Annotated in this window: 11 protein-coding genes; 5 read left to right on the plus strand and 6 right to left on the minus strand. The window is 72.4% G+C overall.

Annotated elements, in window-relative coordinates; genetic code table 11:
- Positions 1-19 precede the first annotated feature (19 nt).
- The 4 genes from TNCT6_RS18095 to TNCT6_RS18110 all read left to right on the plus strand — a co-directional run bounded on the left by TNCT6_RS18095 (position 20) and on the right by TNCT6_RS18110 (position 4,127).
- Positions 20-2,236 (plus strand): MMPL family transporter, encoded by a 2,217-nt coding sequence (locus TNCT6_RS18095; RefSeq protein ID WP_141360347.1) that lies wholly within the window; start codon positions 20-22, stop codon positions 2,234-2,236.
- Positions 2,237-2,379: 143 nt separating this feature from the next.
- Entirely contained in the window at positions 2,380-2,919 is a 540-nt protein-coding gene (locus tag TNCT6_RS18100; RefSeq protein WP_141360348.1) for a YbaK/EbsC family protein, read from the plus strand.
- The gene (locus TNCT6_RS18105) at positions 2,916-3,761 is read left to right on the plus strand and encodes a DMT family transporter (RefSeq protein ID WP_141360349.1); all 846 of its coding nucleotides are present in this window, start codon (positions 2,916-2,918) and stop codon (positions 3,759-3,761) included. Before TNCT6_RS18100 ends, TNCT6_RS18105 begins: the two co-directional genes overlap by 4 nt.
- 90 nt (positions 3,762-3,851) lie before the next feature.
- Positions 3,852-4,127 carry a DUF1876 domain-containing protein gene (locus TNCT6_RS18110; RefSeq protein ID WP_141360350.1) on the plus strand — a complete coding sequence of 92 codons (276 nt, stop codon included), beginning with the start codon at positions 3,852-3,854 and terminating at the stop codon, positions 4,125-4,127.
- Between the two features lie 16 nt (positions 4,128-4,143).
- Here the strand turns inward: TNCT6_RS18110 and TNCT6_RS18115 are convergent, their stop codons facing one another.
- The 4 genes from TNCT6_RS18115 to TNCT6_RS18130 form a co-directional block, all read right to left on the minus strand.
- On the minus strand, positions 4,144-5,313 hold the full coding sequence (locus tag TNCT6_RS18115; protein ID WP_141360351.1) for a serine hydrolase domain-containing protein: 1,170 nt from the start codon (positions 5,311-5,313) through the stop codon (positions 4,144-4,146).
- A gap of 133 nt (positions 5,314-5,446) precedes the next feature.
- Positions 5,447-6,205: an energy-coupling factor ABC transporter ATP-binding protein gene (locus TNCT6_RS18120; protein ID WP_141360352.1), complete on the minus strand. Its 759-nt coding sequence runs from the start codon at positions 6,203-6,205 to the stop codon at positions 5,447-5,449.
- Entirely contained in the window at positions 6,193-6,954 is a 762-nt protein-coding gene (gene cbiQ / locus TNCT6_RS18125) for a cobalt ECF transporter T component CbiQ (RefSeq protein ID WP_141360353.1), read from the minus strand. The genes TNCT6_RS18120 and cbiQ overlap by 13 nt, the downstream gene beginning before the upstream one ends.
- Before the next feature lies 1 nt (position 6,955).
- Entirely contained in the window at positions 6,956-8,011 is a 1,056-nt protein-coding gene (locus TNCT6_RS18130) for an energy-coupling factor ABC transporter permease (protein ID WP_141360354.1), read from the minus strand.
- A gap of 165 nt (positions 8,012-8,176) precedes the next feature.
- On the opposite strand from TNCT6_RS18130, the gene TNCT6_RS18135 reads away from it, so the two are divergent.
- Positions 8,177-8,536, plus strand: coding sequence for an SsgA family sporulation/cell division regulator (locus tag TNCT6_RS18135; RefSeq protein WP_141360355.1), 360 nt, complete (start codon positions 8,177-8,179; stop codon positions 8,534-8,536).
- Positions 8,537-8,683: 147 nt separating this feature from the next.
- Here TNCT6_RS18135 and TNCT6_RS18140 read toward each other — a convergent pair whose 3' ends face one another.
- Positions 8,684-10,354: a penicillin-binding transpeptidase domain-containing protein gene (locus tag TNCT6_RS18140; protein WP_141360356.1), complete on the minus strand. Its 1,671-nt coding sequence runs from the start codon at positions 10,352-10,354 to the stop codon at positions 8,684-8,686.
- A gap of 617 nt (positions 10,355-10,971) precedes the next feature.
- On the minus strand, positions 10,972-12,597 hold the full coding sequence (locus TNCT6_RS18145; RefSeq protein WP_141360357.1) for a penicillin-binding transpeptidase domain-containing protein: 1,626 nt from the start codon (positions 12,595-12,597) through the stop codon (positions 10,972-10,974).
- Between the last annotated feature and the right edge of the window lie 139 nt (positions 12,598-12,736).

Here is a 12,736-nt window from a genome sequence, read left to right on the forward strand (position 1 = left end):
TGACCGGGAGTACGTCAACGTGGCCACGTTCCTCTACAGACTCGGCCGCCTCGCCTTCCGGCGACGGCACTTCGTCGCCCTGATCTGGCTGGCACTGCTGACCCTGGCGGGCGTCGGCGCCGTCTCCGCGCCGGCGGCCGGAAACACCTCCTTCTCCATCCCGGGCACCGAGGCGCAGAAGGCCTTCGACCTGCTGGAACAGCGCTTCCCGGGGGCGAGCGCCGACGGGGCCACCGCCCGCGTGGTGTTCAAGGCGCCGAGCGGCGAGAAGATGACGGACGCCGGGAACAAGGCGACCGTCGAGAAGACGGTCGAGGACCTGTCCCGCGGCTCCGAGGTCGCCTCCGTCGCCGACCCCTACACCGGAAGGGCCGTCAGCCGGGACGGCACGATCGCCTACGCGTCGGTGCGGTACAAGGTCTCCGGCATGGAGCTGGAGGACGCCTCCCGCACCGCCCTGAACGAGGCCGCGCAGCACGCGCGGGACGCCGGGCTGACCGTGGAGATCGGCGGCGACGCCCTCCAGACCGCGCCGCAGACCGGCGCGAGCGAGGTCATCGGCATCGCGGTCGCGGCCGTCGTGCTCGTCATCACCTTCGGCTCGCTCCTCGCGGCCGGACTGCCGCTGCTGACCGCGCTCGTCGGCGTCGGCATCGGCGTCTCGACGATCACCGCCCTCGCCCACACCCTGGACCTGGGCTCCACGACCTCCATCCTGGCCACGATGATCGGCCTCGCGGTCGGCATCGACTACGCCCTGTTCATCGTCTCCCGCTACCGGGCCGAACTCGCCGAGGGCCGCGAGCGCGAGGAGGCGGCCGGACGGGCCGTCGGCACGGCGGGCTCCGCGGTGGTCTTCGCCGGGCTGACGGTCGTGATCGCCCTGGTGGGCCTGTCCGTGGTCAACATCCCGATGCTGACGAAGATGGGCCTGGCGGCGGCCGGCACGGTCGTCATCGCCGTCCTCATCGCGCTGACGATGATCCCGGCCCTGCTGGGCTACGCGGGCCGCAAGGTCAAGCCGGCCGGCGCGTCGAGCGGGCTGCTCCGCCGCGGGCGCCCCGCGCGGCAGCCGGACCGGCCCAACATGGGCACCCGCTGGGCGAGCTTCGTCGTCCGCCGCCCGGTCGCCGTGCTGCTGCTCGGCGTGCTCGGCCTGGGCGCCGCCGCGATCCCGGCCGCCTCCCTCGAACTGGGCCTGCCGGACGACGGCTCCCAGCCCGTCTCCACCACCCAGCGCCGCGCCTACGACCTGCTCTCGGAGGGCTTCGGACCCGGCTTCAACGGCCCGCTGATGGTCGTGGTCGACGCCAAGGACAGCACCGACCCCAAGGCGTCCTTCACCAAGGTCACGGACGAGATCAGGGGCCTCAAGAACGTCGTGACGGTGACGGAGGCGCAGCCCAACGAGGCCGGCGACACCGCGACCGTGACCGTCGTCCCCGACTCGAAGCCGTCCTCCACCGCCACCGAGGACCTGGTGCACGCCATCCGCGGCGCGGGCGGCGACATCGAGGCGAAGACCGATGCGAAAGTCCTGGTCACCGGGTCCACGGCGATGAACATCGACGTCTCGCAGAAGCTCAACGACGCGCTGCTGCCGTATCTGGCGCTGGTGGTCGGCCTGGCCTTCCTGCTGCTGATCGTGGTCTTCCGCTCGGTCCTGGTCCCGCTCAAGGCGGCACTCGGCTTCCTGCTGTCGGTGCTGGCGGCGCTCGGCGCGGTGGTCGCGGTCTTCCAGTGGGGCTGGCTGTCGGGCCTGATGAACGTGGAGGAGACCGGCCCGGTGATGTCGATGATGCCGATCTTCATGGTGGGCGTCGTCTTCGGGCTCGCGATGGACTACGAGGTCTTCCTCGTCACCCGGATGCGCGAGGCGTACGTCCACGGGGAGAAGCCGGGCCAGGCCGTGGTGACCGGGTTCCGGCACGGCGCACGGGTGGTGACGGCCGCCGCGGTCATCATGATCGCCGTCTTCTCCGGCTTCATCGGCTCCAGCGAGTCGATGGTCAAGATGATCGGCTTCGGGCTGGCGATCGCGGTGTTCTTCGACGCGTTCATCGTGCGCATGGCGATCGTGCCGGCCGTCCTGGCCCTGCTGGGCCGGCGGGCCTGGTGGCTGCCCGGCTGGCTGGAGCGCGCCCTGCCCGACGTGGACGTGGAGGGCACGGCCCTGCGCACCGAGCAGCCGCGGCACGCCGACCCGGACGAGCGGCGGGAACTCGTACAGGTGTGAGTCCGTAGCTCGCCGGAGGGACCGGCCGGTGAGGGTGCCGTGGGGACGGCGCACCCTCACCGGCCTCGGCCTTCTCTGCGGCCTGGTCCATCACGTGGGAAATCTTTCGTGATGTCTGTAACCGGCAGCTAGCCTGCCGTTCCATGACGACGACATCCGAGTCAGGAGCCCACCCACGTTTCGCCGACGCCCTGCGCGAGCTGGGGCTCGACGAGCTGATCCCCGAGGTCCGCAGGTTTCCCGAGGCGACCAGGACCGCCGCCGAGGCCGCGGCGGCCGTCGGCTGCGAGCTGAGCCAGATCTGCAAGTCGCTGATCTTCGTGGCCTGGGGGTCCCCCCTGCTCGAGCGCAGTCGAGAGCTTGGGGGAGGCGAACCGGTGCTGGTGCTCATGGACGGTGCCTCGCGGGTGGACGTCGAGCGTGTCCGGGAGGAACTCGGCGCCGAGAAGGTCACGCGGGCCAAGGCGGACGTCGTGCGCGAGGCGACCGGGTACGCCATCGGCGGCGTACCGCCCTTCGGGCACCGGACCCGGACCCGCGTGCTCGCCGACCGGTCGCTGCTGGACCACGACGTCATCTGGGCGGCCGCCGGAACCCCGTACACCGTCTTCCCCATGGCACCCGGGGCGCTGGTCGCCCAGGCCGGGGGCGTCCTCGTGGACGTGCGCGAGCGCACCTCGTGACGCCGGCGGTCACCGCGGCCGTCCTGCTCGCCGCGGTCACGCACGCCAGCTGGAACGCGATCGCCCACAAGATCACCGACAAACTGACCGGGTTCACCCTCATCGCGGGCGGCGGCCTGCTGATCGGGCTGGCCATGGCGCCGTTCGCCGCGCTCCCGGCCCGCGGCGCGTGGCCGTACCTGCTCTTCTCGGCCGCGATCCACGTCGTGTACTACGCCCTGCTGATGAAGTCCTTCCGGCTGGGCGACTTCGGGCAGGCCTATCCGATCGCGCGCGGCACCGCCCCGCTCGTCGTCACGGTGCTCGCCGCCGTCTTCGCCCACGAGGTGCCCGACGGCTGGGCGGCCGCGGGCATCGCCGTGTCCTGTGCCGGCCTGACCGGTGTCGCCCTGTGGGGCCTGCGCGGACGCCGGCCCGACTGGGCCGCGATCGGCGCCGCCCTGGCGACCGGACTGGCCATCGCGGCGTACACGGTCCTCGACGGGCTCGGGGTGCGGGCCTCCGGGTCGTCCCTCGGGTACATCGCCTGGCTGATGGCGATCCAGGGCGTGGTGATCCCGGCGTACGCGGTGTGGCACTGGCGCGGGCGCACGGTCGCCCAGCTGCGGCCGTACGCCGGGGTGGGGCTGCTCGGGGCGGCGCTGTCCGTGGCGGCGTACGCGCTGGTGCTGTGGGCGCAGACGAAGGCGGAACTCGCGCCGATCGCCGCGCTGCGGGAGTCGTCGATCATCGTGGGCGCCGCGATCGGCGCCGTGTTCTTCAAGGAGCGTTTCGGGGCGCCGCGCATCGCGGCCGCCGGGCTGCTGGTCGTCGGCATCGGGCTGATGCTGCACACCGGCTAGTGCCGGACTCCTTGGCCGGTGCGGGTTCCTTGGGTGCGCGGGCGGCGGCCGAGGAGCACCCTGGAAGCAGGTGTTCCGGAGGTGACCGTCATGATGAAGACCGTTGTGGGATGGCACATCGAGCTGGAGTTCCAGGAGGACGGGCAGCACACCCGGGCGGCGGCGCTCGTCCGCTTGCCCGACGGCAGCGAGGTCCGGGCCCACGGCAGGGCCAGCCGCCATCACACCGACTCCGATCAGCCGCGGGTCGGCGAGGAGATCGCCGGCGCGAGGGCCCTGAACGAACTCGCCATGTTGCTCCTGACCAAGGCACACGGCGAGATCGACCAGGCGTCGGGCCGCACGTCGCAGCCCATCCACGTCTGAACTCCCACGGGGAGCGCTACGTCAGGGACGTGCGCAGCGCGTGGACCAGGGCCTGGGCCCTGGGGTCCGCCGTCACATTGGGGTGGAAGCCGTTGGTGACGTAGGCGAAGGCGATGGCCGAGTCCGGGTCGGCGAAGGCCAGGGCGCCGCCGCGGCCGGGGTGGCCGAAGGAGCCGGGGCCGAGCAGCGGGGACGCCGGGCTGTGCAGCATGTGGCCGAGGCCGAAGCGTGTGGGGGCCACCAGCACGCGGTCGGGCCCGGCGGAGTGCTCCGTGCGGGCCAGCTCCGTGGTCTGCGGGGTGAACAGACGGATCCCGCCGTCCACCTCGCCGATCAGCGCCGCGTAGAAGCGGGCCAGACCGTCGGCCGTGGCGATGCCGTTGGACGCGGGCAGGACCGCCGCGCGGTAGGCGGGGTCGTTCTCGTCCGGCAGCGGGGTGATCGCCGCGAACGCCCGCCGGGTCAGCGACTCCGGGTCGGCGTACGCCTCGGCCACGGACCGCTTGGGGCGGGTGCGCAGACCCGCCGCGGAACGCGGCGGCTCCACCTGGCCCACCAGGCCCACGCGCCCGGCCTCGCCCGCCGGCAGCCCCACCCACAGGTCGGCCCCCACCGGGCCGGCCACCTCGCGCGCGATCCACTCGCCGATCGTCCGGCCCGTGACCCGCCGCACCAGCTCGCCGGTCAGCCAGCTGTACGTCTGCGCGTGGTAGCCGTGGTCCGTGCCCGGCTCCCAGACCGGCGCCTGCGCGGCGACGGCCTCGGCGCCCAGCACCGGATCGGCGGCCTGCTCCGGTGTCAGCGGCCGGTCGAGGACGGGGACGCCCGCACGGTGGGCGAGCAGGTCGCGGACCCGGGTCCGCTCCTTGCCCGCCGCCTTGAACTCGGGCCAGTACGCTCCCACCGGCGCGTCCAGGTCCAGCTCCCCGCGCTGGTGCAGCAGCAGGAGTACGGCGGCGGCGACACCCTTGGTCGCCGAGCGCACGATCTGCGCGGTGCCCCGCTCCCAGGGCGCCGAGTCCGCCGTACCGTCGACGTCCCGCGTCCCCGCCCACAGGTCCACGACCCGGTGCCCGTCCCGGTACACGGCCACCGCCGCGCCCCGCTCGCCCCGGAGCGCGAAGTTCGCCGCGAACGCCTCCCCGACCTGCTCGAAGCCCTCGGCCACTGCGCCGTGCACGTCCACGTCCGCCACTCCTTCCGCTCTTCGCCTGCGACAGTGGGTGCAACCAGCGGCCCCGGCCTGCGATTCCTGCGGCCGGTCGGCTTGGCACGATCGTTACGTCGACGCTGCCCGCTCGTCTGCCCGTCCCGACGGGTCAGGCGCCCGTCGTCACGGACCGCGGGTCGAAGCCGAAGGGCAGCTCCAGGCGGTGGGCGCGCATCAGCGCGTCGTCGGCGAGCAGTTCGCCGGTCGGTCCGTCCGCCACGATCACGCCGTCGCTCAGGACGAGCGAGCGCGGGCACAACTCCAGCGCGTACGGCAGGTCGTGGGTGACCATGAGCACTGTGACGTCCAACGATCGCAGGATGTCGGCCAGTTCACGGCGCGAGGCGGGGTCCAGGTTGGACGAGGGCTCGTCCAGGACCAGGATCTCCGGCTCCATGGCGAGGACGGTCGCCACCGCGACCCGGCGGCGCTGGCCGAAGGAGAGGTGGTGCGGCGGGCGGTCGGCGAAGTCCCCCATGCCGACCCGATCCAGGGCCGTGATGACCCGCGCCTCCAGCTCCGGCCCCTTGAGCCCGGCCGCAGCGGGCCCGAAGGCCACGTCCTCCCGCACGGTCGGCATGAACAACTGGTCGTCCGGGTCCTGGAAGACGATGCCGACCCTCTGCCGGATCTCGGCCATGTGCTTCCTGCCGACCGGCAGCCCGGCGACCCGCACCGTCCCGGTGCCCCCGCTCAGGATGCCGTTCAGATGCAGCACGAGGGTGGTCTTCCCGGCGCCGTTGGGGCCGAGCAGGGCGACCCGCTCGCCGCGTCCGATGCCGAAGTCGACACCGAACAGGGCCTGGTGGCCGTCGGGGTAGGCGAAGGCGAGGCCGGAGACCTCCAGAGAAGCTGTCACAGGACCCATCCCAGCAGACAGACGGCGAGCGCGGCACAGGGGAGGGCCAGGGCGTACGACCACTGCGCCCGGGACGCGGTCACCTCGTCGATGACCGGCATCGAACCGGCGTAGCCCCGGCTCACCATGGCCAGGTGCACCCGCTCCCCGCGCTCGTAGGAGCGGATGAACAGCGCGCCCGCGGACTTGGCGAGCACGCCCCAGTGCCGGAGCCCGCGCGCCTCGAACCCGCGTGACTCGCGGGCGATCCGCATCCGCCGCATCTCGTCGGTGATGACGTCGCCGTAACGGATCATGAAGGACGCGATCTGCACCAGCAGCGGCGGCAGCTTCAGGCGTTGCAGGCCCAGCAGCAGTTCGCGCAGCTCCGTCGTGCTCGCCAGCAGCACGGACGCGGCGACGCCGAGGGTGCCCTTGGCGAGTACGTTCCAGGCGCCCCGCAGCCCGTTCACGCTCAGCGACATCCCGAGGACGTCCACCCGCTCGCCCTGGGCCACGAACGGCATGAGCACCGCGAACGCGACGAACGGGACCTCGATCAGCAGCCGCTTGAGCAGGAAGCCGGCGGGCACGCGGGCCACGGAGGCGACGACGGCGAGCAGGACGGCGTACACGGCGAACGCCCACATCGCCTCCCGCGGGGTCGACACCACGACCACGACGAAGGCGAAGGACGCGGCCAGTTTGGTGTGCGGCGGCAGCGCGTGCACGGGGGAGTGCCCGTGCCGGTACAGCCGGTGCGCGTGACCCGCCCCCATGTCAGGCGGCCTGGGAGGAGGGGGCGGACGGCTCGGCGGCCGTACGCCGCCTGCGGACCACCCAGAAGACCGTGCTGCCCGCGACGACGGTCGCCCCGACGCCGATCACGCCCGCGAGCCCGCCGGACAGCCGGGCGTCGGAGACGTCCTTGACGCCGTAGTCGGCGAGCGGGGAGCCGGACGACGCGTGCCGCTCCTCCTTCTTGTCGATGCCCTGGTCGTGGGCGACCTTCTCCAGACCGTCCGGGTTGGCCGAGGCGTAGAAGCTGACGAACCCGGCGAGGACGAGGGAGGTGACCAGGCCGGTGATCCACAGCTTGCGGTGGGACCGGGCGGCGGCGGGCACGGGCGCCGGCTCGGCCGCGGGGGCGTCGACGAGTTCGCCGTTCACCCGCAGCTTCAGCCGCTGCTCCAGGCCGCGCGCGCCGTACACCAGGTCCGGGCGCACGGCGATGACGGCGCCCACGGTCAGCGCGGTGATCGCGGCCTCGCCGATGCCGATGAGGACGTGCACGCCGATCATGGCGGTGGCGACCTTGCCGATCGCCACGTCGGTGGTGCCGCCGACCGCGTAGATCAGTGTGAAGGCGACGGCGGCGGCCGGTACGGAGACGAGCGCGGCGACGAAGGAGGCCACGGTGACCGAGCGGCGGCGCCGCGGGAGCACCTTCACCAGTCCGCGGAAGACGGCGTAGGCCACCACCGTCGTGACGATCGCCATGTCGGTGATGTTGACACCGAGCGCGGTCAGGCCGCCGTCGGCGAAGAGGATGCCCTGCATGAGCAGGACGACACTGACGCACAGGACCCCGGTGAAGGGGCCCACGAGTATCGCGGCCAGCGCCCCGCCGAGGAGGTGGCCGCTGGTGCCGGCCGCGACGGGGAAGTTCAGCATCTGCACGGCGAAGATGAACGCCGCGACGAGACCGGCCAGTGGCGCGGTCCGTTCGTCGAGTTCCCGGCGCGCACCGCGCAGGCTCACGGCGACGGCGCCGGCGGCGACGACTCCGGTGGCTACGGAGATGGGGGCGTTGATGAATCCGTCAGGCACATGCACCGTTCGATGATAGAGGCTTGTTGCGAACCTCTTGCAAGAGCGAGGACCTCGTCGATGTGTGCCGTTTGCCGGACGTTCGAGAAGCGGAATCCTGGAAATATGCGACATTGGGGGGAAGCGGATGTTCAGCCCTCGCATAAGTCACACAGCGTTAGGGGTCGTCCGATGTCGGTAGTCGAACAGCACGCACGAGCCCACATCCTCACGGACGACGTCCCCGAGGACGTCGGGGCCGTCCCGGTCGTCCTGCGCTACGACCCCCTTCAGGACCCGCGCGCCGTGCAGGTGGACCTGCCCGGCCCGCACGCGTGGACCTTCCCCCGGTCACTGCTCGAACAGGGGCTGCGCGCCCCGGTCGGCAGCGGTGACGTGCGGGTGTGGCCCTGCGGCCGGGTGCAGGCCGTGATCGAGTTCCACTCCGCGCGCGGTGTCTCGGTGGTACAGCTCGAGACGAAGACACTGCTCAGGTTCCTGCGGCGGACCTACCTGGCGGCGGCGTCACCGGCGGTGGTCGCCCACGGGTGACGCCCGCGGGTGACGACTGCCGCCGGAGACGTGGGTCGGTCGGTGACGACGGCCGCCGGAGACGTGGGCTTGCCGGAGACGTGGGCCGGTCGGTGACGACGGCCGCCGGTGATGTGCGCGGCCGTCAGCTCCTGTGCCCGGCCGCCGTCAGCTCCCCGCCTTCAGCAGGGACGCCACTATCGGACCGGCCGTGTCGCCGCCGTGGCCGCCCGCCTGGACGACACCCGCGGCCGCGAGGTCGCCGCGGTAGGCGGTGAACCAGCCGTTGGCCTTCTTCTGGTTGTCGACCTCGGCGGAGCCCGTCTTCGCGCCGTAGTCCGGACCGAGTCCGGCCATGGCCTCGGCGGCCGTGCCGTACGCGGCGGTGTACTGCATCACCTCGCGCAGCTGGGACAGGGTGGAGGCGGACATCGTCCGGGAGGCCGTGGCCAGCTTGCGGTTGTCGACGGACGGGGAGACCAGGTACGGCTGGTGGAAGACGCCCGCCTTGACCGTCGAGGCCACCGACGCCATGTTCAGCGGGTTCATACGGACCCCGCCCTGCCCGATGAGCGAGGCGCCCATCGGGGCCGCCGACTGCACCGGGACCGCGCCGTCGAAGGACGGCACTCCGATCGCCCAGTTGTCCAGCGCCAGGCCGAAGACCTGCTGGGCCTGCTGGGTCAGGTCGGAGTTCTTGAGCTTCGGCGCCTGGCTGATGAAGGCCGTGTTGCAGGAGCGGGCGAAGCTCGCCTTGAAGGTGCCGTCCTTGATCTCGAACTTCTTGTCGTTCTGGAACTTCCAGCCGCCGTAGGTGAAGAACTTCGGGCAGGGGTGCGGCTTGTTCACCGAGGCCAGCTTCTTCTCGAAGAGCAGCGACGAGGTGATGATCTTCATCGTGGAGCCGGGGGCGAGGGAGCCCTGGAAGGCGGTGTTGAAGCCGTGGTTGGAGTTCGCCACCGCGAGGATCTCACCGGTCGACGGACGCATCAGGACCACCGAGGCCCGCTCGGTCTTGGACACCTCCTTCTCGGCCGCCGCCTGGAGGGACGGGCTCAGCGTCGTCTTCACCGTGCCCGGCGTGCCCTTGCTCAGCTCGACGAGCGTCTTGTCGGACAGCTCCGCCTTCTTCGACGCCTTGCCGCGGATCACACGCAGCTCCACGCCCGCGCTGCCGCCGGCCGTCTCGCCGTACTTCTCGCGCAGCCCGTCCAGGACCGGACCCAGCGACGGGTACTTGGCGGTGGTCATCTCGTCGCCGTCCCGGTCCAGGGCCTTGACCGGCGGGGTGCCGGACTCGCCCGTGACGAGGGTGTCGCCGTCCTTCAGCTCGGGGTGGACGACGGAGGAGTGCCAGTCCACGACCGGCTTGCCGTCCGCGGCGCCCCGGACGACGGTCAGCGCGCTGTCGTACGCCAGGGGCTTGGTCAGGCCCTTGTACGACACCGTGGCCTTCACGGAGAACGGCACCTTGCCGCCCGCGGCGGTGCCCGCGGTCAGGGTGACGTCCTTCAGATGCGCGTCCTTGGCGTAACCGGTCAGCAGGGCGGTGGCCGCCGCGGTGTCGCTGGTCGCGGCTGCCGCCTCGGCGGGCTTGCCCTGCTGCCAGGCCGCCAGGAACCCCTCTGCCGCGGTCCGCACCTCGGTCGCCGACAGCGGGCCGGTGTTCTTCTTCGCCTCGCCGTCGCCGGCCGCCGACTGTGTCCGGTCGGCCGCCCCGCCGCCCCCGTACAGCGCGTAGACGCCGATGCCTGCCCCGACGACGACCACGGCGATCACCCCACCGACCACAGCCGGAGTCGTCTTCCGTCGCTCGGCGACGCGCCTTCTCTTGCCCACTGCCTTCCGTCCTCCGCCAGTCCCCCGGGGCCCTCGCTGCCCCATCGCCCCCACGATCCTCAATGACGGCCCCACCCTAGGGCCTCTCTCACGGATGCGTCCGGGGGCGGGGGCCGGGTCCTGTCCGGGGGCGGGGGTCGGGTCCCGTGCGGGTTGGTGGTGCCGGAGCCGGTGCCGGAGCGGTCGGCGGACGGACACCGCCGGGTCGCCCGGTCCGCCCGGGTCTCTCCGGCCACCCGGCCTGCCCGGCCCTCGGGTCCGGCCGGCCCTCCGAGTGCTCGGGTCATCCGGTCCTCGGTGGCTTCGTGCGGGTGAGCCGGATGCCGACCGCGCCCGCACCGTCCAGTCGCGCGGCCAGGTGGAGGGGGCGGCAGTGCCGCCCCGGGCGGCGGCGACAGCCCGGCAGACCGCGGCCACTACTTTCGGCCGGTCCAGCAGCACGGCTGCTCCGGCTCCTCGAGGTCTTCCAGTGTCTCCGGGGCTCCCGGTCCTCCCGGCCCGACCGGGCGTGCGGCCCCTCCGGGCGTGCGGTCCTACGGTCGTGCGGTCGGACCGGGCGGGCCGCCCGGTCGGGCGATGCCGGCCGGGCGGTCGGGTGCGCCATCGTTCGAGGGCGGTCAGCCCGCCGTGCGCAGGACGGCCGCCACGATCGGGCCCGCCGCGTCGCCGCCGTGCCCGCCCTCCTGGGTCATGGCGGCGGCCGCCATGTCGTTGTGGTAGCCGGTGAACCAGCTGTTGGACTTGGCCTGGCCGTCGACCTCGGCGGAGCCGGTCTTCGCGCCGATGCTGCCGCCGAGCCCGGACATCGCGGGGGCCGCGGTGCCGCTGGTGGCGGTGCGGTTCATCATCTGCCGCAGCTGGGTGACCGTGTCGGTCGACAGGCCCCGGGCCTGGGCCAGCGGGCGGCCGTCGAGCGTCACGGACACGATGACGGGCTGGCGGAAGGTGCCGGTCATCGCGGTCGCCGTCACCGACGCCATGTTCAGCGGGCTCATCTGCACCTGGCCCTGCCCGATCAGGTTGGCGGCGGTGTCCGGGCCGCCCGAGGCGGGGACGGAGCCGTCGAAGGACGGTATGCCGACCTTCCAGTTGTCCCGGCCGAGCCCGAAGCGCTCCTCGGCCTCCCTGGTCAGGGAGTCCACCTGGACCTCGTCCGCGTACTTCACGAACGCCGTGTTGCAGGACCGGGCGAAGCTCTCCGAGAGGGTGGCGTGCTCGTTGGGCTGCATGTTCTTGAGGTTGTGGAACGTCTGGCTCTGCCACACCGCCTCGTTCGGGCAGGGCGCGGGGCCGCCGGCCCTCGTGATCCTGTTGTCGATCAGGGTGGCCGCACTGATGATCTTCATGGTGGAGCCCGGCGCGAGCCGGCCGAGGAAGGCCGCGTTGAAGCCGTCGGCCCGGTGGTTGGCGACCGCGAGCACCTCGCCGGTGGACGGCTTCACGGCGACCACGGACGACTCGGAGTACCGCTGCACGGCCTGCTCGGCCGCCGCCTGCGCACTCGCGCTGAGGGTGGTCCGCAGCTTGCCCGGCCGTCCCTTGGCCAGGGTGATCAGCGGGGTCTCGGCGGCGCCGGAGGTCTCGTGCCGAATGCTCAGCTCGACCGACGGCTCGCCGCCCGCCTTGTCGCCGTACTTGGCCCGCAGCTCGTCCAGGATCGGCCCGAGCGAGGGGTACTTGTCCTTGGTCAGCACGGCGCCGTCGCGGTCGACGGCCTCGATCGGCGGGGACGCCGACGCCCCGGTGACGAGCGTGTCGCCCTTGACCAGGTCGGGGTGTACGACCGAGGGCTGCCAGTCGACCAGCGGCTGGTGGGTGGACACGCCCCGCACGATGGTCAGCCGGCTGTCGTAGGCCAGCGGCTTGGACTTCCCGTCGTACGAGACGGTGGCCTTGACCGAGAAGGGCACGGTGGCCCCGGAGGCGGTCCCGGGCGTGATCTTCACATCGATGATGTGCGCGTCGCGTCCGTAGGCCGTGAGCAACTCCTCGGCCGCCTCGGGGAAGTCCGTGTACGACGCGGCCTCCGCCGCCTCGTTCTTCTCCCAGGCCGCGAGGAACTTCGCCGAGGTCTCCTTCACCTCGTCCCGGCTCGGTGGCCCGGTCCTGGCGGGCGCCGGCCCGCCGGCCGCGACCGTGTTCCCGTTCAGCGCGGACACGAAGTTGTACGTCCCGTATCCCGCCCCGCCGATCATCGCGGCGAACACCCCGCCGATGATGGCGGCCTTGACCCCCTTGCGCATGGAAGCGCTCCCTCCCCGTTGCGGCCCCACCGCACTGTAGGTGGCCGCCGGGGCAACTGTGAGGGCTGTTTTCGGATGGTGTCCGAACAGTGATCAGCCGGCTGACTCAGACCCAGGTGTCCAGCCACATCCGTGAACG

Origin of the sequence: Streptomyces sp. 6-11-2 (assembly GCF_006540305.1) — a bacterium.
GTDB lineage: Bacteria > Actinomycetota > Actinomycetes > Streptomycetales > Streptomycetaceae > Streptomyces.